The following is a 17,936-nucleotide window of genomic DNA, read 5'->3' on the forward strand; positions in this document are numbered from 1 at the left end:
CAATTGTTCGGACAGAGACAACGAGGCCGGATCCATGAAAAGGAAGCGCGATCCACTTTCCGAGGCTGCCGAGCAGCACTTTTCGGACGAGCACTACGAGCTGCTCGATGCTTCAAACGCTTCGCTAGCGTCGTTGGTGGAACGCGTCCAGGAGATCTGTGATCGCCCGTTTCTCAAAACAGGCCATCTCGTCACAGCCGAGCTCGATCTCCTGGATCAGGCTTACCGGGACTATCCCGGGATCGCCGTCCCGTCTTTGTTCGAGCGCGATATCGAACGCTCTCCCGCGAGCTTCCGTCCGCGAGCGGAGTCGTTCGAGCGCATCCGTGTCCACGCATCACCGGGGCACGGCTCGCAGCTATCATGGCTTTGGACGCAGACTTTCTTCGCGAGCCGCGAACTGGTGGTCATCGAGAACGCACCGTTGCCCTTCAGCTGGGCGTCGCACGCGATGGCAAGGCTCGTCGAGCGCGGCGGAAAGCTGATCGATGTCCGCAGCGAGATCGCGAAGAACCTCCTCGAACACAGCTTCATGATCGCCGTCGCTTCCGATCTCATCGTGTCCGAAAACCGGCTGCCCCGGTTCACCGTGCCTTGCGGGGACGGCATGATCGGGGGCGTCGTCGGCGAGATAGGCGGTCTGGGCGTCACCGCGTGCCGGACGATGATCAGCCGCGATTTTTGCGAAGCAACGGCGATCGCGCCGAAAGCCCTCAAGCGGAACGGACAGTTCAGCGACGCGACGATGGGCTGGATTGGGCGAACCTATATCGACGAGGAGACGATCGGGCCCACCTACCGTCGCTACCTTACGGACCTGCAGCGTTTCCAGAAGAAATACCAGATCGTCTCCCGCCAAGTCGCGAAGCTGCTGATCACCGGGGGCTCAATCATGCAGCCCCCGCAGGAGGCGTTGCGCGGCATGTCTGATGATCTGCTCGACGCATTCAGGGCTGCGAGCAACGACATGCGCGAAATCTTCAGGGAGCACCGGCGCACGCGCTTTTGCGGAAGAGACAAACGAGCACCGCGGCGCCGCTCCTGGCCGGAGGCCACAAACCACGACGAACTCGTGCACGAGGCCGAACTCGTTCTCGCGTTCTGAGGCCTGTCTGCGGTGAGGCCTCCTATGCCACTCTCTAAACCAGCTTGGAGCATCCCCATGCTGATCGATGTCAGCAAAGAGCCCACGGTTCTGAATCTCAGGGTCCAGCGCCAGCGCGAAAAGGCACGCGAGGGCATCTATCGCTCGACCGAACCGGTTCTCCAGGCGATCGCTGGAGCGTGCAACCGCCGCTTTGGCGGGCGGAAGAGGCTTGTCGCCGGAGATCTCCAAGGGATCTCCGGTCTCATGATGACCGAGTTCGACAGGACGGTGAACTCGATCGTCTCCTTCGATCACAAGCGCGAAGCGACCCGCGTCCGGCCGAAAGGGGACGCGATCGAGCACGTTCGCATGTTCGTCGGACCTCGGACCAAGGATGATCAGCGCAAGGCTTCGATCTGGACGCTGCACCTCTATGCCACGCGCAAATACGCCATGGTGGACTTCCGGCGTTTTCCGAGCACCTGGAAGGCTCATGCCTCCGCGCGGATGCACGAACGGGTCGAAGGCGATCTCGACGCTGAGCGAGAAGTGGCCCAGGCGGTGATGCTGCAGCATTTCATGGTGTCGGCCGCGACCGACGCTATCGCTGAACTTGGACTGCCGCCGCGGTTGGCTATTCCGTGCATGGAAGGTCTCCTGCTGGGAAATGTCGACCCGATCGATCCCTACGAAAGCGGATCCTTCCGCTGGCAGTTCACCCGGATCGGCACGCAGGATTTCGACGTCCCCAGCCGCTACATCTTCCGACAGGGCGGCTACCCCGATCTCCTCCCGACCTGGACTGCGCAGACCTTCATCGGGCCAAACGAGATGCGCTCGACCCAGGAGGAGTATGTCGCTCGCTTTGGAGAGATACGGAACCGCTTCAAGCACGCCGCCGACCAGGCCGTGCAGATCCTGACGATCGGCACCTCTTTCATAAAGCCGCTTTGGGACGCCGAGACGGCAGATCCGGAATACAAGCGCCTGGTAGCAGCCTACGAGGAAGCCAAAGCGTCGCTCAAGGTCCTGCTATCGATTCCGCGGTTCGCACTCGCTTGCGGCAACGATCTTTCGAGGATGCCTGACGAAGAACCTTATCTCGGTTCAAGCGCCCCGGCTATCTAAGGATTGGGACTCAATTTAACGACTATGAAGAGGCAGAGATGGCAAAACCCGGCTGGAACGACATCAAAATCGAAGGCTCATTCAAAGAATCTATCAAAAGGGAGCTAGAGGAAGGTGGGTCGCAGGTTCTAGACCTTCAGGTCTACGAGGGCGACGGTGAGATAGAGGCGTACGCATTTGCGGCCGTCAGGGAGAGAGACGGGGAAGTGTGCGGCGTCACGTGCCTCCTGAAACATATGCACCACCACGAAGACACAGAGACGCTCTACCTCAAGGAATTCCACGATATCGAAGGGCCGTACGCAGCATTTGCGCCTGTGCGCATCCTGCGTCTGCTGTCGCCGACGAGCGATCCAGAGGCGCTAGCGTGGCGAGCTCAATGCCGAGCCTTTTGGCGCACACCGGCATCCCGGCGGCATTTCAATCCTGTGCCGATGAAGCGCTGAGACGACCCAGGCTGCACGCCTGCTTGATCCATTCAACGAACGGCTGCATATTCCTCTCGCTGATCCTCTCTGGGAGTGCCGCCCGCATCATGCGCGCAAACGCCGCCATGACCATGAACGCAGCCGCCGCGATTAACGCGGCGCGCTTCGTCGTGTCTGGAGGCGGCTAGAGAGCGATCATTCCTCACAAGGATTGCGCCAAGCCAGGGGCCCCTCCGGAAACGGACGGGGCCCCTGGCTTTTTGGCGTTGGAGCAACGCCACCAGGCGCACGGAGACAGGCGATGGGAGACGACGAGATCGCCGGAAACGGCATGGGAAACACGATGGCGCCTCGGGCGCGGGACTTCAGAGCAGAGCCTTCCGACGAGCCGGCAGCGGGCGCGAACGGCGAAGCTATGAAGTACATCTAAGTGCGTGAAAATAAATGAAAAAATCTGTTGACGTGGCCAGCCGGGGGCCCTATCTATCAATCACCAACAGCGAGGCAGCTGATGGGGCTTTAGCTCAGCGGGAGAGCAGTAGCTTTGCAAGCTTCAGGTCCTCGGTTCAATCCCGAGAAGCTCCACCACTTGCCTCGTTGTCGGTCATGTTCGCTGGTTCGGCTTAGCTCAGTTGGTAGAGTCCCCGACTGTTAATCGGGTTGTCCCAGGTTCGAGCCCTGGAGCCGGAGCCATCGGACATGTGGTCGAGTAGCTCAGTGGTAGAGCAGGCCCTTGATAAGGGTCAGGTCGCAAGTTCGAGCCTTGCCTGGACCACCAAATAGCCGGCCGATCGGCCGAAACGTTGACGCGGAATGGCGCAGTCCGGTAGCGCGCCAGGCTCATAACCTGGAGGTCGAGGGTTCGAATCCCTCTTCCGCAACCAACGTCCTCGCCGGGTCGGTCGATCTCAGCTCCCGACCCGGCAGCGAAAGCAAACCAATGCGTCGACGAATGCAGATTTCGCCTCAGATGCCCTAATACGCATGCGCAGCGGACCAAGTCGCCGCCCTCCGGATCAACCGGTTACCTCTATTGTCTTTGCAGTCTTCCGCTCCCTCATTCACAGTGGCTCCAGCGATGGGAAAGAGAGTTAATCAAGGATTGCGAAACGATTCCTCTAGGCGTCATCCACCGAAATGAACTTTCGTCATCTTCTCATCCCAATTTGACGTCGTTATCCATGGATGCAGAGTTCACTGATAAAAGGACTGCTGACATGGATAAGAATGACCTGGTCGACCTGACCGCCACGATCGTTGCCGCCTACGTTTCTCACAACAGCCTGCCGCGCGCCGAGATCGGCCAGCTCATTACCGAGACCTACGGTGCGCTGAGCAAGCTCAATTCCGGCGAGGTGGTTGCGGAAGTCGCGCCCCAGCAGCCGGCGGTTCCGGTCAAGAAGTCCGTCTCGCCCGACTTCATCACCTGCCTGGAAGACGGCAAGAAGTTCAAGTCGCTGAAGCGCCACCTGCGCTCGGCCTACGACATGTCGCCCGAGGAGTACCGCACCAAGTGGAACCTCCCTGCCGACTATCCGATGGTCGCCCCGAACTATGCCGAGGCGCGCTCGAACCTCGCCAAGAAGATGGGCCTCGGCCGCAAGGCTGCGCTGGGCCGCAAGGCGGCGTGAACTGGCTAATTCAGAGCGATCGAGACGGAGCCGCGGGTGCATCACATCCGCGGCTCTATCATTTTGGCGCGACGGTCATCACTCACGTCCGATCCCGACCCCAAATCGACGTTCCGTTCTTCAAGCCCGCGGGCTTTTGGGTATCGGTAGGAGATTCTTGGCCGAGACTGGTTCGCGCCTCCTCGCATCTCGCAGATTTTTCTCTCGCCAAATCGACCGAGGTATCAGTCGTCGCTTCACAACTCATCTGGCTGAGAAACTTTGAAGAGATCGTGGACTTTGAACGAAGGTTCCGGACGGAATGGTCCCACGCGGGCGTGTCCCACACCTCAATAGGCTGGGACAAAGTTGCAGCCGCCGCCGACGGCGTCGTCATCACTGACCTCGATTTCGACAAGCTCTATCGCACGCGCGAACTGCACTGGGCCATCAGCTGGGAGTGCGCTAGCGGCTGCATCTGGAACTCCTTGGCTGTCACCCGCCTCACGGAGATTGTTAATGCCTCGCCTCTGGATCCTCTCTGACCTGCATCGCGAAGTCCCGGAGAACCGAGGATTTCTGCCGGCCCGGCCCGATGCCGACATCCTGATTGTCGCCGGCGACGTGCAAGAGGAAAGCGTCTCTGATGCGATCGCCTTCGTCGACAGCATCAGGGGCGGCATGGAGGCCGTTTTCGTGGCGGGAAACCACGAGTGCTGGGGCGCGTCGCTCCGGGCGGTCTCTGAGGCGGGAAGGGAGGCCGGGCAGCGCCATGGTGTCAACTTCCTCGATGACAGCTTTGCCGAGTTCGCGGGGATCACGATCGGTGGGGGCACTTTCTGGCATCCCGTATGTGCCCAGGAGGTCGACGCCGCTCCCGACCTCACGAAGATCATGTCCGGAGAGCAGCCCGCCTGGTTCGGCGGGAGGCACCCCTCTTTGCCTTACGAAGAACCCATCTTCGTCGACGGTCCAGGCATCATGGATCGACGCGCGAAGAACCGGACGATCCAGCAGCGGCACGAGGCTGCGGTCGCTGCGCTGCGGTCGCGGCACGCTGATGTGGTGGTCACGCACTATCCGCCGACGATGGCAGCGCTATCAGCGCTTCCAAATGCCAGGCTCTGGGTTCACGGGCACATCCACCGCCGTATCGAGAGCCGTCATGGCGATACCAGGATTGTCGGCAACGCCCGCGGCGGGTTCTCGACCGTGCCAGATTTTGCGCCGGGCCTAGTTGTCGAGATCTGAAGGTCTCGGAAGCCGAGGATATGTGTTGCGGGTCTGGAGGATCCGGCGGATGATTCCTTGCCCATGGAGGGACGGAACGATGCCGGACGTGATCTACGAGCATGCGGTCAAGGCTGAGCTTCATTCCGGCGCTGTCCGGACCTTGAGAGGCGGCTTCCCATCCAAGGAGGCCGCTGAAAAGCACCCGGTCGACTATTCGCGGTGGAAGCGGGTTTGGATCGAGACCACCGAGAAGATCTACGAGGAGCCCAAGCCTCCGGAGCTGCCGCCCTTCCCGTGGTCGTTGGAGAAGAGCAACACCTCGGACTCGAACGGGCAGTTCCACGCCTATCTCATCGACGCGACCGGCAAGAAGTTTGCGGCGCTCTGGGGCTCTGGGCATCAGAAGACGCTGCTCGCAGAGCATATCCTGACCCACTGCTCACCGAGCGACCCGGCGTGACCATCGACCCGGCTCCGAAAGCTAAACTCCCAACGGGAGAGAACGACCTGCGCGCGCTGCTCAGAGACCTCGAAGCCGCATCGGCGAACATGCCTGCAGATCTCGCCGGAAGGGCGGTGGAAGCCATTCAGGCACTCGCGTCCGAGCGTGACGAGGCGGATCGGCGCGCCGGCGCCAGCGAGCGCGAGAAGGCCGCTATGGAAGAGCGCGAGCGTCGGGCGAACGCTTGGCTCCTCGGCGCCAAGGAAGCGGCCGGTTACGACAGCAATGTCTCGTTTGACCGGGTCTGGGCGGAGACGCTGGTGAAGGCGCGTTTGATGGATTCGTCCCCGCGCATGAGGAGCTCCTGACAGAACCAGAGAACTCCATAAGAAACGGAAGAGGCCTGCATTCGCCCGTCGAACGGCCTGCCTGGGCGGACGGCGAAGCCTCGTCAGACCGCGGCGATCCCAGCGGTGAACTTGTCGTTGGAAAGCGTGCGCAGGCGACTAAGATAGCTCGGCAGCTCGTCTCGGTAAGCCGGTCCGAACAGGCATACCGTCTTCGTGCCGGGCTCGATCTCCGAGCGGCCGGCGTCGCGCACGGACTGATGAGGGATACCGGCGACTGCCGCTTCTCGCTCAACCCGCTCCAGAGCCTCCTCAGAGGCCACAGCGACGACGATCTTGGGCGTCGCATCCTCTAGGTACTCCTGCAGCAGGGCGGGCTTCTCAGAGGCCACGCGCAAGTGCAGCCAGCCCGCCGCATGCATTGCCTGACCGAGCAGCTTGCCGACTGACACCGGGAGATCGGTCCGCACGGCGAGCCACATCTTGAGCTCGCGCGCCTTCGGTTCGACAGGATCACTCATCTGATCGAATTTCGCTCTCTAGCCGCACATTGCAGCTCTTGCCTGGCCATAGTCGATTGATAGCGGAGACGCCACCATGATCGACGAGCCCAAGATAAAGATCCTGCAGAGGTGGGATGACTGGAACACCATTGCGGAAGCGCTGGCGAAACAGGCGGTCCTCGAACGCGATGATCGCGTCATGCTCCTGGCAGCCTCAGTATTCCGCTCTATCGGACTGGCGGCGACGGCGGGCTGTATTGAAGAAGCGGCGCGCCAGCTCGCAATCGGTTCCTCTGGACCGGATCGCGCACCCATTCCTTGACACCTGCGGCAACCTACCCGATTTTCAAGGGATGACGAAGCTGTGGATCATCGGCGCCGAGAGCGGCCGGGCAAAAGCCCGGATGCTGAAGCGCATCGAACGGGTAACACTGGTCTGACGCCAGCACTCGCCTCCACCACGTCCTCTCGCCCCGCAGGGCTTCCAATGCGCATCTGGCTCTTCTCCGATCTCCACCAGGAGCACGACGATCAACCTTGGGATCCACTCCCGGAGGCGCCGGCGGACGGCTTCGATGTCATCGTTGCTCCCGGCGACATCCACACGCCCCTGACCAGATCGCTGCGCTGGCTTCACGAGCGTTTCCCGGGCACGCGCGTGGTCTATACGCCGGGCAATCACGACTTCTACTGGGACCGTGGCGAGGAGCGCTACACGCTCTGGGATCAGCTCGATCGCGGCAGGGAGCTCGCGGACAAGCTCGGTATCGACCTGCTGCTCGACAGCTCTGTCGAGATCGACGACACGCGTTTCATCGGCGGGACGCTCTGGACCGATCTTCGGCTGGACACCTGGTCGCTCACCGACGCGGTGCGCCAGGCTGCGCGGGTCATGAGGGACTACAAGCGCATCCGCCGGAAGTCGGAGGGCGGAAAGAAGCTTCGGCCAACCGACACGCTGGAGATGCACAGGGCGACGCGGCGCTATCTCGCGGATGAACTGGCCAAGCCATGGGCGGGCGAGACCGTCATCGTGACGCATCACGCACCCCATCCGAGTTCACTTTCGGATCGGATGGACTCCCATGGCTATTGCTACGCCTCGGATCTCACAGGGCTGATCGAACAGACCGCGCCGGATCTCTGGCTCCACGGGCACATCCACAAGGCCCAGGATTACACAATCGGGTCGACCAGGATCGTCAGCAACCCTCGAGGCCATATCGAGGAGACGACCGGGTTCGTTCCCGGGCTGGTGCTTGAAACGAGCCCTCAGCGCCTGCTGAGCCTGTCGTCCTGATAAGCGACGAGGGGGACGCCCTCGTCGAACGCGACCTGGTCAGGGATACCTCAGGCGTTGAGGCAGTCGAGCACCTTATCGATGTCATAGCCCGAAGCAGCAATAATCTCGGCAGGCGAGGCACCTCGCAAAGCCCTGGGCATAAAGGGCTCCCAAACGGTCAGGAGCTTAGCGAGATTTGCCGCGTACTCCTCCATGATCAGCGGGAAGTCGCTCGGGATTCCTTCGGTCGGAAAAAGAACCATCGGGTCGATTTGCACTTCGCCCCCTGCGATCGCCGCCTTGAGTTCCGCAGCCGCCTCGACCGCGGCCTCGTCAGGGACCGAGTTCTTCGGGCCCGCCAGCTGGACGAACTTGAAGTGATCACGATCCAGGAGGCGCATCTCAAGGTCAGCCACTCGCTTACCATCTCGTCGAAGCGAGATGATTGCCGCTTGCCCCTCCCAACAGATCGGAAGGTACGTCGCAAGGCAGTTGTCCATCGCAGCAGCCTCGTCGAGGAGAGCTTCTGTCGTTGCGATCGTATGAAATTCCATCCCGCTCGGCGCGACGTAAACAGCGGGGACCAAGGCCGACCCCCAGGAGTGATGCCCTGCAATCTCAGCGGTCAAGCGAGCGATCGGCGTGAGATTGCGGTGCCAATCAGCGGCCAGCTCGACGAAGCCTGAAAACGACTTCGTTCCCGCCAGGAGGCGTCCGGCCGCCACGGTCGAGGCCCCATTCGCCAACGCGAAGTCAGGGTCATCGAACCCAACTCTGCAAAGTGCTGCGTCGTTGTGAATGAACCCCCTCTCGTGAACCGCGTCGATCTTGTCCGGATCGGTCAGATACGTGGCCGTTTCGATGACCTGCAAACCGAACGCGCTCATCATGTCGTTCGCGCTCATCACGAGACGGGTAACGGTGTCCTCGGCGTCCAGCTCTCCATCAGTGCCAAAGCCTGCCTTGCCCGCCAACCGACGGATGATTGGCGTCCACCCCTCACCATCGCGTGAAATGGCTTCGGACACAGGGCGCCCGACCATCGAAGAGTAGTCGACCAGGACCGGAGCGAGCGCAAACAGTGCCTTGGAATCCTAAATGGCGATCGGAAGGCGCCCTTCGTCCTTTGGGGTTTCGGGAAGCCACTCTGGCGGCAAAAGGGACAGCTGGCGGAACAGCTGCCGGATGGAGAACTCGCTCCGTCCACATGCTGCGCGGCTCTGAGCAGGTTTCAGAAACCAGCAAAGGAGCCGATCGGGAACCTCATGCCCTTCCGCCTCCAGCAACGCCGAGAGCGCAGATCTTACGGCCTGTTCGAGATCAGGGCCTCCCTCATCAAAGAGACCCATGAAGTCGGCTCGCGCCAGAAACGGCACGGCCCATGGCCAAAGCTCGGCCGCGCGAAGCCGGACCGAACGTATCCCCTCGCTTGAAGTAAGCCACCGATAGGATTCCGCGTCCCACAACGTATCGAGCTCCCCGAGGAAATCGAACGCGGAGAGATCGATCGCCGCCCTGAAATCGACGAGGAACTGGTCGATCTCTTGGTCAAAGGATCGGCCTTTGCGGTCCGCAACGTCGGCAGCTGACTCGGCGGCCGAGCAGAGGTTAAGCCGGAGATCGGCGTCGAAGGTCCTCCAATGGTTGCTCGCCATCGAATCCATGTAGTCGGCCAAATCGGGTTCTTCGCCGCCGATCCTGAGAGGAAGGGGGAAGCCGGCGGCGTAAGCAGTGTCCGTCTCGTCCAAAGTCAGGAAACCCCAACTTGATGAGTCCGCCCAACCAACCATTCTGACGCCGTCGGTGATGTGGGGCGTTCCGACACGCTTCACATCTGCGAAAAAACGCTCCAATGCCCGGGACATGTCAGGCCTCCTGATCGGCGAGAGTGGGAAACTCGAAGAGAATTTCATGCACGTCCTGCTCCAGGCAGCCGGGCTCAGAAAGCACTATCGGCAGCGAGTTCGGCCTTTCGCCAAACTGGAGTGCGTGAAAGTCCTCGTCGTTCATAAGGAATGTTGCTCCACGCGGGAGGCGCACGAGGCATGGATCGAGCAGGTCGTGATCACGCCCCAGCATGCGGACGTACTGAGAAAGCTCCTTCACCTCGACCGATGCCCGTCGGCGCATCTCGACGGGGAGAGCGCCCCATTTGAAGAAGCCGCCGTCATGCCATAGGGCGATGCTATTCCCGCAAGGTTCGATCGCCGCCGGCCGGGATGAACCTGGGTGGAGAAAGAACGAACTTTCCTCGATCCGAGCCAGCTGCTTCAAAGGCCCGCGGTCCCGATCAGACACCGTGCGCGACGGGAAAAGGGCGCGTGCATCAAGTCGTGAGACAACCTCGCTAAAGATGGGTTCTCCCTCATCGCGAGCTATTTCCGATTGTCCCCGCATGCCAAGGACGAGCGTCGGAAGGATCGCATTCTGCCGCTCCTTCGAGACGTCCTTGAACGTGATGCGAACAGTCGTCCCGGGATGTACGCCCCTCGCATTTCCTTCGATTTCCTCACGGATTTGGATCCCGAGAGCTGCGGCGAAGATTTTCTTCCACTCTGCGAGAGGAACGCCGTCATCGAGGTTGTGATCAAAGAATGTACCCAGATACTCAACACCATAGGCGCCGGCTTCGAAGTTCGCCTCGCGCCGAACCAGCGCCCCGATGATTGGCGAGCCATCTTCCTGACTGAGCATGACGAGCCGACCTCCCGGCCCCCTCATGAAGCGCTTCACTTCGGCTCGGGACGGCCCATTGAAGCACAACAGCTCTTCGACATCCGGGTCATCCAGATCGGAGCTCGCCTTGATGCGAAGGCCCGAATCTTCGAAAATCTCATGCTCGTGCAAGCCGAAGGCGACGAAGGATCCCTCATCGACATCTTCCCAACCGGCAGGGCCGAACGGACCGTTCGGACGTGGCTCGTAGGGCGTCCACGGATGCTCCGACCAGCTCAGAGGCATCTCGAAGAACCGCGGTTCGGCGTCGAGAAGTTTCACGCCAACGCGATTCGTGACGTTGGTAACGACCGACATAAACTCCCGGCGCTCCAAGCGAGCCAACGTCGTCGACAGTGCGGTCAGATCACCATCACGAGCCGGGCCGCTTAGTGCACGAGGAACGCCCTTGTCCGCGAGAGCCGCGGCTAACGCGGGCCCCCACCATGGATGGGCGATGTTGCCTTTGAGCGTAGACACCCTCTCGACCGCCGACGGAACGATCTCTCTGAAGGCGCGCCAGGAGGACAGCTCAGCCCAGTACGGCTCGTTCACGACCGCAAAATGGGCGCGGCGAAGGAGATTGAGAATGCCGGGACGCCGGGCAATCTCTGCCGGCGATAAGTCGAGCCCCTGGGGGGCATCGCTATAACGCAGAACGATATCGTCTTCCTCGACCTGGGTCAGCCGGCGGGAACTGGGAGAGAGTTCGGTGATAACGGCGTGAGCAATTGGTTCGGGGATCCCTCCCTCGACCAACACCGAGATGTACTGACGCGTTCGAGCGGCCTGGACCGCGATCGGTGCGAGCTCGTCCGGAACTGACGGCAATTCTGCGCCGCCGACGGACCTGATGAGGTCCTGCCAGTCACCATAGCCGACCATGCGCGCGAGAGTTTCCTGGCACCTGTGGAGCGGCACGTCGACTTGCCTCGCAAGGAGGCTCTTCCGCAACGACTTGGAAACACGGGCAACGTGAGTCGCGTTAGCAAAGTGAATTCGCATCTCAAGCTCCTAAGCAGGACCGCCCACTGGTCAGATGTCCTTGTTGGATCGCTCGACCCATTTTGGACGCCAAATTTCCAGAGATGCCGTCAGGCTTCGCCATAGTGGGCAGCAAGGCTTCTCAACGCCTTCCCACAAGTTGGGCAGAGCGAAGTCAGGGCGTCAACAAAAGGATTGATGTATCGATCCTTTTTGGGGGATGGGCTTAGGCTAGGCGCCCTGGCCTCAGTTTGCGATCGTCATTTCTGCCATTCCCTATCCGGGCGGCTGCCGTATAGTCAGTGTCTCGCAGGGGGACGCTGATTTGTTCGTACTCGTTGACAACACGGTCGCCAAGAAGCGCGCGCAGGCGCAGATGGAGCGCACCATCACCGCGGCGCTCGGCTACAAAGGCGAGCTGAACGTCGGCTTTCCCGCTGGAAACTTCGATCGCGCTGTTTACACAGGCGGGGTCGAGGATCTTTGGGCGGCTTTCAGCCCGCCTGACCAAGAGGAGTCGACCAAGCGCTATTGGAACGGGTTTGGGGTGTTCCGAGAGGGAGCGAGTGCCCAGAACATCACGGTTGAAATCAACATCGCGCTGCACGTCAACACCGCCCGGGTCGCCGGCTACTTCGCGCAGGAGCCGGTGAGCGGAGCCATCTACCTGATGCACTCAGGGAAGATCGGCGGCGGCCGCCCGGGTGTCGGCAAGTCGGCCTTCCTTGCCTGGTCTAAATCCGAGCTGGTGGCGACAGCCGACGGGGAGGGCGACGTCCGCGGAGGCATTGTCATCGGACGCATCGATGATCCTGACCTCGCCGGCCGCATCTGGCGCTTCGTGAAGCTGGTCGCGGCCTTCAAGGAGGCTGCAGTCGCCGGCGCGCTCGAAACGGAGGAGTTCCAGGCCAAGGTCGAGGCCTATGATCGGTACCGAAAGGAGTTTTCTGGACGCAAGCGGGGCGTGCGCGCCGGCGGCGCCATCGACTACCTCAGCTATCACGGCGACGTGGTCCAGGCGCTCTACGATGAGCGCGTCGCGCGGAAGACCAAGGCCGAGGAGATCTCGAACACTGGGCTCATCGATCTGTGCGTCCGCGAACGCGGCCGCTTGATCGAGCTCTACGAGGTGAAGACCAGCACTGAGCGCCAGGTGCTCTACACGGCCATCGGACAGCTTCTAACCCACGGCGTCAGCGGTCCGAAGCGCATCATCGTGCTTCCGGCAGGCGAACCGATCGCTCCTGACTTCCAGGAAGCCTTCGACGAACATGACATCGTCGTCAGGCGGTTTGAAGTCGTCGCCGCTCGCAAGGTCAAGCGGGTCACGCTTTTGCCCGCGGACAGCTAAGGAGCGGACGATGACCCGAAAATGCGAACGGCCATGTAGCTGATGAGGTGCGCGTACATCCGGCGTCACCAAATCCAGCTCATGGCCGTCTAGACAACGAAGGGAAGATCCCTCGACGTCGTCGTTGGAGCCCTTGTAGGGGAGGCGACCGGCGTTGGCAAGTGGATTCTTCCATCATGAAGGAATGCGATCGCAATCCTTCGGGGTCCACTAGTGCAGCGTCGCGACGCGGGGCGTCGGGCGGACGCATCTCTCCCAGCCGTCGCGCGTCAGGTCGACTTGGTAGCGCCGCAGGCTCTCGTCGAAGCCATTCTGCCAAGGGAAGATCCCTTTCTTGTCCGGCCAGACCAGCTGTCGCGTCGGAAAATCGCTACCTCGATAGAACCAGACGCTCCAGCCGAGAAACTCTCGATATCGCGCCTGGTCGACATCGAAAACATAGACTTGAACGTCTTCGAGGAGCTCGCCGGTCGGGAATCCGACCTCAAGGGCTTTCCCTTCTTTGGCATCACGGTATGCCTTCCAGAGCACGGCGTGCGCGACATGCGGCGGGAAGCCGAAGATGATGTGGTCAGGCTGCTGGGCTGAGAACCACATTCCAGTAGAGTAGGTAAAGCTGGGGCCCGGCCCTCCGCTGACCGACGTGCCGGCCCAACCGCTGTCGCGGATGTGCCCAAGAAACCGATGGTCGTGGGAATTCAGCGCGCTGTCAGGGAAGTCGAAAGCCGTGATCATCGGCGCGGCGCCGGTGGTTCGACCCGAAGACCGTAGCCATCAAGGTCGAAGAGGTGGGGGCGCTCGATCGCCAGAAGCGTCGTGCGCGCGCCAAGCTCGGACAGGGCGTCGCTGAAATTTCGGGAGAGATGGTTCATCTCGCGATGGTGTCCGAATTCGTGAATCAGCAGGTCGAGCTGCCGGCGATTGAGCGGGCCTTCGAAGAACTCTTCGCCAAGCGCGCTCACGCAGAAATAGAGGCGACCAGGACCGTAAGCGGCGGCCGCGTTGAAGCGCTTGTAGAAGGTGACAGAGATCTCGGTGTCGAGCAGCTCGCGAGCCATCGCCTTGCAAAATCCGGCGAACGCATCCATCGCCGGCGTGCGCTCAGCGAGTTTGGCGGGCTCACCGTCCTCGCTGAATGGTTTCGGCGTTGGCGTGATCCGGCCGGCGGGCTGCACCCCTGCTGCGCGGATCTGGGTCCACGCCTGGCCGGAGAAGGCGCCGCCATGGATGACGGCATACCCCAAAGCTACGGCGCGATCGTTGGCCTCACGGTCGCTGGGGTCGTAGCTGACCATCTTCTCGCCGTAGCGCGCTTTGAGGACGTCTGCGACCGCCGTGGTTGAGACGCCTTCGTCCTCGATGGCGTCATTGATCCAAGGAGCGCCCGCTTCCGCCTTAGGCACCAGGTCGGAGGTGTGCGACAGGACAGCGGCGCGAACGTCCCTGAGATAGGCAGGCGTCACCGAGTCGCGTTCGAGCGACAACGGAACCTTCTGGCCGATGTCGACGTCAAACAGATCGCCGGTCTCGACGATCGGGATTCCCAACTCGAAGATCCGGGCAGGCTGACCGGCCTGAGGCATATAGACGTTGACACTGCACCGGCGGGCGGAGCGCCGGAGAACGCCGTTCTCGTCCGCGAGCTCGGTCGGAAGCGTCGTCTGGAAGCTGCGCAGGGACTGCCGCTGGAACAGGTGTTCGCCATTGATCAGCGTTTGCACGCCGGCGGGAGGAATGAAGCCGCGAACGAAGGCCAGCATCTCTGCTAGCTCGTCACGCGTCATCCGAATCTGCGCCCTGAATTCGGTTCCGACTTCGGTCTTCCGCCGGGGAAACGACGCGCGCCCGTCGGCGTTGAAGGCGATCGTCCCCTTCGTCGACATGATCGTTGCGGAATCGCAGAGTGCCAGAACCAGCTTTTCGCCGAGATTGAAACGGCCACGAAGGCTGGCGTTGCTCTTTTTCACGGACTCCGAGAAGAGCGTGAAGGAGTGGGTCAGGTTGTGGAAACCCTGGGGGCTATCGTCCTTGACGACGAGATCGACCAAGGCGCGTCCCTTCACCGCTTCGGCAGTGAACTCGACGCGGGTTACGCCTTCGGCGTCCCAGGCGTTCTGCAGGAGCTCCGCGCCGACGAAGGACTTGCCTCGGCGTTCGAGAAGCTTGCCGAGGCCGGCCCTGTCGACGTCAAACCACTGCATTCAAAAGCTCCGATCCTGAGAGGCTCGACCGCGACGGCTAAGGGGCCGGCTGTGTCGTTCCGAAATTTTCGGACGGCGCGATCCAGGGCACGCCGCTGCCGCAGCGCTTGTCCGCCATCGTGACGCGCATGGGCTCCTTCAGCTCCATGGTGCCGGTTCCGAGCTCCGGGAAGATGAGAACCATCTTGCCTCCACGAATCTCAGCACGACCTTCGTCGCCCTTGATCTCGAAGTGCCTCGTCGTCGTGTTCGTCGTCTCGCATTCGATCACGACCTCCCACCGCGTCACCGGCTTTTTGCCGATGGGCTTGAAGTCCATGCGGGTGTTGTACTCCAGCCCGTCTGCGCGCCGCTCGGGCAGGGTGACGGTCCAGTCGAGCACAAGCTCGCGCACATCCGGGAAAATCGTTGGATAGATCTCGGCCGTCGCCGGAGAGCCGGCGAGCGCCAGGAATACCCAGAGAACCGACCGGGAAGAGAGGCCCATTTGTTCCATCCTGTCCATCGATCACGCTTCAGGGAAGCAAGGGCTTCATTTCGACTGAGCCATAGCCGTCGGCCCCGAAAACGAATGCCGGAATGCCGGCGCCGCCGAACTTTGCCCAAAGCTCATCGATCCACTCCATGCAAATATCTACGATCTTGTCGTTCACAGAGAAACTCACCTCATCGGGATCGAAGAACAGGGGAACATCCGGTTCAAGGCGGCCACCGATGCTGCGCACCGAAATGAGGGAGCGATGAGGGGCTATGGCTCGGTTGAGGACGTAGAGATCGGGCCCGTCCAGGTGAAGGGTCACGTCGAAATAGCCCTCGCCATCCTGCGCGGGGTGGACCCCGACCAGCAGCTTTCTGGCGGTGGACGGGAGGCTATCCCGAGCCGCACGCAGATGTTCTAGCGCAGCCGCATCATGAGTTCGCAAGATCGTGGAGAGAGCGACCCGATATTCAGTCTCGGATGCGGAGCCAGCCATCCTCATGATGCTCGTATCCTAGCCAGGGAAGGGGATGACTTCCGCCGATTGCCTCGGCCGGTTCAATATGCGCTCCTCCGCCTGTTTCACGGCGTCGCGGATCGCCCAGCGATCCATGTTGCAGACCGCGTTTGGCTGCTCGCCCCATCTGTCAGCAAGGGCGCTATGGCCGGCGAGGCGGTAGAGACGCGCGATCTGCTCGGGGACGAAACCGCACCGCGGCGTCTCGGCCATTCCTCGGCAGTAGTTGAGGAACTCCTGATCCGTCATCGCCTCAGCCCGCATCGCGAGATCCTTCGGTTTCGGGCCGGCGAACAAAGCGCCCGTCCTCGAATTCGTCCTGGAAGCGCGCATGCAGTGAGCCGTCCGCGTCGCAGCGATAGACAGTGAAGCTGTTGCCCTCGAAAGCGGGTCGGGAGCCGTCGGGAGAGGGCGGGCATGCGAGTTGGAGCTTGGCGTTGCCAAGGCGCACATAGGTCGACTGGCGCTTCAGATGAAGCACCTGCGGCAGTGACCGGAGCTCGTGATAGAGCTTGCTCGCGCGCATAAGAACGTCGCGGTTCACCGAGGCAGTGTCGGCGCCGGCGGCGGCCTCCGCGAGGGGACGAAGCAGCTCGATCAGGGCAGGGATGTCCGGGGAAGGAACCGGTTGCTGAGGGGCTTCCGGCCCGGGCGTGTCGTTCATCGTTTCACCAACCACAGGAACGCGCTTCAAGGATTGCGTAGGCCATCCTTGAAGTCTCAGCAAGAACCGGAGCCTGGCCGTCCACCGTCAAGGCGTGAAGGTGGACTCGGCTTCCAGTTCGGCGTGCCGCGTGAGATCGACGACGAAATGCCCCTCGGTCATGACATAGTCGTCTTTGGGAACGAGGAACGTCCGGCGCTCGGCGTTGGCGTCACGGACACCGTCGACAGTGGCGGTGACGACGACCATCCCGTCGTCACGTCCCGAAGCCGAGACCACCATCCAGCATCCTTTGTGAATTTCCAGGAACGCCTCCTCACGAAGCTTTCTCGAAGCCTCGTGCGGAACGTCCTTGCCGGTCGCGGCCATGAAGCGGTGGGGATCACCGTTCATCGCAGCGCGACGCGCCATCTCCTGCTCGCGGCGAGTGAACAGCGCGGGAAAGGTGATGACGACAATGTTCGCCTCGCTGTCCTCCTCGTACGCACCCTTTTCGTTGCGCCACGCGGGGTGGACCTGTTCATTGGCGCTCTTCGACAGCAGGAAGCCACCATGACTCGGTGTGCCATAGGCCTGAACGCCGCGGGCATAGGTTGTGCAGCTGTCTGCCTTGCCCCAGGGGGTCGAGCGTCCTCGTCCGCGACCGAATGAGCGCTCTTGCCGGTTGAAGCCTTTCAGCTCCTTGCGGTGGGCGAAGATCGAGGCGACGTCGTTTTTCGCGAGGGCGACGGAATCATGGCGAGTGCCGTTGCGCTCCCAGTTTGGGTCGGCGAAGCGATAACGGGTGTCGAGCTCTTCGATCACGAAGCCCGGCGGGATACGCTTGCCGTAAGCGGGAACGGGAACGATCCGGAATGTCCCGTCCTCGTGCGAGATCTGCGGGTTACCGTCCTCGTTGGTGGTCCACTCGGCCATGGCGTGCTCCTGGAAATGCTCCCGCGAAGCTGCGCCCCAACGATGAAAGTC

Annotated in this window: 22 protein-coding genes and 4 tRNA genes; 15 read left to right on the forward strand and 11 right to left on the reverse strand. The window is 61.7% G+C overall.

From position 1 onward, the window contains the following. Positions 1-34: 34 nt before the first annotated feature. From ACODTJ_RS10270 to ACODTJ_RS10325, 12 genes are all read left to right on the forward strand, one after another. Positions 35-1,105: a hypothetical protein gene (locus ACODTJ_RS10270; RefSeq protein ID WP_488848554.1), complete on the forward strand. Its 1,071-nt coding sequence runs from the start codon at positions 35-37 to the stop codon at positions 1,103-1,105. A gap of 57 nt (positions 1,106-1,162) precedes the next feature. After that, complete coding sequence (locus ACODTJ_RS10275; RefSeq protein ID WP_488848556.1) at positions 1,163-2,215, forward strand: hypothetical protein; 1,053 nt, start codon at positions 1,163-1,165, stop codon at positions 2,213-2,215. Between the two features lie 38 nt (positions 2,216-2,253). Then, complete coding sequence (locus ACODTJ_RS10280; protein WP_488848558.1) at positions 2,254-2,661, forward strand: hypothetical protein; 408 nt, start codon at positions 2,254-2,256, stop codon at positions 2,659-2,661. A 495-nt stretch (positions 2,662-3,156) separates the two neighbouring features. Next, a tRNA-Ala gene (locus ACODTJ_RS10285) sits at positions 3,157-3,231 on the forward strand. A gap of 29 nt (positions 3,232-3,260) precedes the next feature. After that, a tRNA-Asn gene (locus tag ACODTJ_RS10290) sits at positions 3,261-3,336 on the forward strand. A 10-nt stretch (positions 3,337-3,346) separates the two neighbouring features. Continuing rightward, positions 3,347-3,421: transfer RNA gene (locus tag ACODTJ_RS10295), tRNA-Ile, on the forward strand. A 29-nt stretch (positions 3,422-3,450) separates the two neighbouring features. Beyond that, a tRNA-Met gene (locus tag ACODTJ_RS10300) sits at positions 3,451-3,527 on the forward strand. A 333-nt stretch (positions 3,528-3,860) separates the two neighbouring features. Then, a complete protein-coding gene (locus ACODTJ_RS10305) occupies positions 3,861-4,274 on the forward strand; it encodes a Ros/MucR family transcriptional regulator (RefSeq protein ID WP_488848560.1) in 414 nt (137 codons plus the stop codon). Further along, on the forward strand, positions 4,271-4,798 hold the full coding sequence (locus ACODTJ_RS10310; protein WP_488848563.1) for a hypothetical protein: 528 nt from the start codon (positions 4,271-4,273) through the stop codon (positions 4,796-4,798). The genes ACODTJ_RS10305 and ACODTJ_RS10310 overlap by 4 nt, the downstream gene beginning before the upstream one ends. Then, the gene (locus ACODTJ_RS10315) at positions 4,773-5,504 is read left to right on the forward strand and encodes a metallophosphoesterase family protein (RefSeq protein WP_488848566.1); all 732 of its coding nucleotides are present in this window, start codon (positions 4,773-4,775) and stop codon (positions 5,502-5,504) included. Before ACODTJ_RS10310 ends, ACODTJ_RS10315 begins: the two co-directional genes overlap by 26 nt. 79 nt (positions 5,505-5,583) lie before the next feature. After that, on the forward strand, positions 5,584-5,946 hold the full coding sequence (locus tag ACODTJ_RS10320; RefSeq protein WP_488848568.1) for a hypothetical protein: 363 nt from the start codon (positions 5,584-5,586) through the stop codon (positions 5,944-5,946). After that, a complete protein-coding gene (locus ACODTJ_RS10325; RefSeq protein WP_488848570.1) occupies positions 5,943-6,296 on the forward strand; it encodes a hypothetical protein in 354 nt (117 codons plus the stop codon). The genes ACODTJ_RS10320 and ACODTJ_RS10325 overlap by 4 nt, the downstream gene beginning before the upstream one ends. A gap of 83 nt (positions 6,297-6,379) precedes the next feature. Here ACODTJ_RS10325 and ACODTJ_RS10330 read toward each other — a convergent pair whose 3' ends face one another. Next, complete coding sequence (locus ACODTJ_RS10330; RefSeq protein ID WP_488848572.1) at positions 6,380-6,796, reverse strand: aminoacyl-tRNA hydrolase; 417 nt, start codon at positions 6,794-6,796, stop codon at positions 6,380-6,382. Between the two features lie 76 nt (positions 6,797-6,872). Between ACODTJ_RS10330 and ACODTJ_RS10335 the strand changes: the two genes are divergently transcribed. Together ACODTJ_RS10335 and ACODTJ_RS10340 are read left to right on the forward strand one after the other, a co-directional pair. Further along, positions 6,873-7,100 carry a hypothetical protein gene (locus tag ACODTJ_RS10335; RefSeq protein ID WP_488848574.1) on the forward strand — a complete coding sequence of 76 codons (228 nt, stop codon included), beginning with the start codon at positions 6,873-6,875 and terminating at the stop codon, positions 7,098-7,100. 165 nt (positions 7,101-7,265) lie between these two features. Continuing rightward, on the forward strand, positions 7,266-8,078 hold the full coding sequence (locus ACODTJ_RS10340) for a metallophosphoesterase (protein ID WP_488848575.1): 813 nt from the start codon (positions 7,266-7,268) through the stop codon (positions 8,076-8,078). A gap of 50 nt (positions 8,079-8,128) precedes the next feature. Here the strand turns inward: ACODTJ_RS10340 and ACODTJ_RS10345 are convergent, their stop codons facing one another. The 3 genes from ACODTJ_RS10345 to ACODTJ_RS10355 all read right to left on the reverse strand — a co-directional run bounded on the left by ACODTJ_RS10345 (position 8,129) and on the right by ACODTJ_RS10355 (position 11,660). Further along, complete coding sequence (locus tag ACODTJ_RS10345) at positions 8,129-9,088, reverse strand: hypothetical protein (RefSeq protein ID WP_488848576.1); 960 nt, start codon at positions 9,086-9,088, stop codon at positions 8,129-8,131. 66 nt (positions 9,089-9,154) lie between these two features. After that, on the reverse strand, positions 9,155-9,925 hold the full coding sequence (locus ACODTJ_RS10350; RefSeq protein ID WP_488848578.1) for a hypothetical protein: 771 nt from the start codon (positions 9,923-9,925) through the stop codon (positions 9,155-9,157). Position 9,926: 1 nt separating this feature from the next. After that, the gene (locus ACODTJ_RS10355) at positions 9,927-11,660 is read right to left on the reverse strand and encodes a hypothetical protein (RefSeq protein ID WP_488848579.1); all 1,734 of its coding nucleotides are present in this window, start codon (positions 11,658-11,660) and stop codon (positions 9,927-9,929) included. Between the two features lie 424 nt (positions 11,661-12,084). Here ACODTJ_RS10355 and ACODTJ_RS10360 point away from each other — a divergent pair, with 424 nt between their 5' ends. Then, on the forward strand, positions 12,085-13,110 hold the full coding sequence (locus ACODTJ_RS10360) for a hypothetical protein (protein ID WP_488848581.1): 1,026 nt from the start codon (positions 12,085-12,087) through the stop codon (positions 13,108-13,110). A 210-nt stretch (positions 13,111-13,320) separates the two neighbouring features. Here the strand turns inward: ACODTJ_RS10360 and ACODTJ_RS10365 are convergent, their stop codons facing one another. From ACODTJ_RS10365 to ACODTJ_RS10395, 7 genes are all read right to left on the reverse strand, one after another. Continuing rightward, complete coding sequence (locus ACODTJ_RS10365; protein ID WP_488848583.1) at positions 13,321-13,845, reverse strand: DUF4262 domain-containing protein; 525 nt, start codon at positions 13,843-13,845, stop codon at positions 13,321-13,323. Beyond that, positions 13,842-15,158, reverse strand: coding sequence for a hypothetical protein (locus ACODTJ_RS10370; protein WP_488848585.1), 1,317 nt, complete (start codon positions 15,156-15,158; stop codon positions 13,842-13,844). Before ACODTJ_RS10370 ends, ACODTJ_RS10365 begins: the two co-directional genes overlap by 4 nt. Positions 15,159-15,348: 190 nt before the next feature. Continuing rightward, positions 15,349-15,816, reverse strand: a complete 468-nt coding sequence (locus tag ACODTJ_RS10375) for a hypothetical protein (protein WP_488848588.1) — start codon at positions 15,814-15,816, stop codon at positions 15,349-15,351. Positions 15,817-15,826: 10 nt separating this feature from the next. After that, on the reverse strand, positions 15,827-16,285 hold the full coding sequence (locus ACODTJ_RS10380) for a DUF6389 family protein (RefSeq protein ID WP_488848590.1): 459 nt from the start codon (positions 16,283-16,285) through the stop codon (positions 15,827-15,829). 18 nt (positions 16,286-16,303) lie between these two features. After that, positions 16,304-16,570 (reverse strand): hypothetical protein, encoded by a 267-nt coding sequence (locus tag ACODTJ_RS10385; RefSeq protein WP_488848591.1) that lies wholly within the window; start codon positions 16,568-16,570, stop codon positions 16,304-16,306. Beyond that, positions 16,560-16,970, reverse strand: a complete 411-nt coding sequence (locus tag ACODTJ_RS10390) for a hypothetical protein (RefSeq protein ID WP_488848593.1) — start codon at positions 16,968-16,970, stop codon at positions 16,560-16,562. The genes ACODTJ_RS10385 and ACODTJ_RS10390 overlap by 11 nt, the downstream gene beginning before the upstream one ends. Before the next feature lie 87 nt (positions 16,971-17,057). Next, positions 17,058-17,885, reverse strand: coding sequence for a DUF7007 domain-containing protein (locus tag ACODTJ_RS10395; RefSeq protein ID WP_488848595.1), 828 nt, complete (start codon positions 17,883-17,885; stop codon positions 17,058-17,060). Between the last annotated feature and the right edge of the window lie 51 nt (positions 17,886-17,936).

This window comes from Allobosea sp. FG18 (genome assembly GCF_057809495.1).

Bases quoted from the DNA above. Each gene is read 5' to 3' on its own strand.
- ACODTJ_RS10270 (WP_488848554.1), top strand. From the start codon at position 35: ATGAAAAGGAAGCGCGATCCACTTTCCGAGGCTGCCGAGCAGCACTTT.
- ACODTJ_RS10275 (WP_488848556.1), top strand. From the start codon at position 1,163: ATGCTGATCGATGTCAGCAAAGAGCCCACGGTTCTGAATCTCAGGGTC.
- ACODTJ_RS10280 (WP_488848558.1), top strand. From the start codon at position 2,254: ATGGCAAAACCCGGCTGGAACGACATCAAAATCGAAGGCTCATTCAAA.
- ACODTJ_RS10305 (WP_488848560.1), top strand. From the start codon at position 3,861: ATGGATAAGAATGACCTGGTCGACCTGACCGCCACGATCGTTGCCGCC.
- ACODTJ_RS10315 (WP_488848566.1), top strand. From the start codon at position 4,773: ATGCCTCGCCTCTGGATCCTCTCTGACCTGCATCGCGAAGTCCCGGAG.
- ACODTJ_RS10320 (WP_488848568.1), top strand. From the start codon at position 5,584: ATGCCGGACGTGATCTACGAGCATGCGGTCAAGGCTGAGCTTCATTCC.
- ACODTJ_RS10330 (WP_488848572.1), bottom strand. From the start codon at position 6,796: ATGAGTGATCCTGTCGAACCGAAGGCGCGCGAGCTCAAGATGTGGCTC.
- ACODTJ_RS10335 (WP_488848574.1), top strand. From the start codon at position 6,873: ATGATCGACGAGCCCAAGATAAAGATCCTGCAGAGGTGGGATGACTGG.
- ACODTJ_RS10340 (WP_488848575.1), top strand. From the start codon at position 7,266: ATGCGCATCTGGCTCTTCTCCGATCTCCACCAGGAGCACGACGATCAA.
- ACODTJ_RS10350 (WP_488848578.1), bottom strand. From the start codon at position 9,925: ATGTCCCGGGCATTGGAGCGTTTTTTCGCAGATGTGAAGCGTGTCGGA.
- ACODTJ_RS10355 (WP_488848579.1), bottom strand. From the start codon at position 11,660: ATGGTCGGCTATGGTGACTGGCAGGACCTCATCAGGTCCGTCGGCGGC.
- ACODTJ_RS10365 (WP_488848583.1), bottom strand. From the start codon at position 13,845: ATGATCACGGCTTTCGACTTCCCTGACAGCGCGCTGAATTCCCACGAC.
- ACODTJ_RS10375 (WP_488848588.1), bottom strand. From the start codon at position 15,816: ATGGACAGGATGGAACAAATGGGCCTCTCTTCCCGGTCGGTTCTCTGG.
- ACODTJ_RS10380 (WP_488848590.1), bottom strand. From the start codon at position 16,285: ATGGCTGGCTCCGCATCCGAGACTGAATATCGGGTCGCTCTCTCCACG.
- ACODTJ_RS10385 (WP_488848591.1), bottom strand. From the start codon at position 16,570: ATGCGGGCTGAGGCGATGACGGATCAGGAGTTCCTCAACTACTGCCGA.
- ACODTJ_RS10390 (WP_488848593.1), bottom strand. From the start codon at position 16,970: ATGAACGACACGCCCGGGCCGGAAGCCCCTCAGCAACCGGTTCCTTCC.
- ACODTJ_RS10395 (WP_488848595.1), bottom strand. From the start codon at position 17,885: ATGGCCGAGTGGACCACCAACGAGGACGGTAACCCGCAGATCTCGCAC.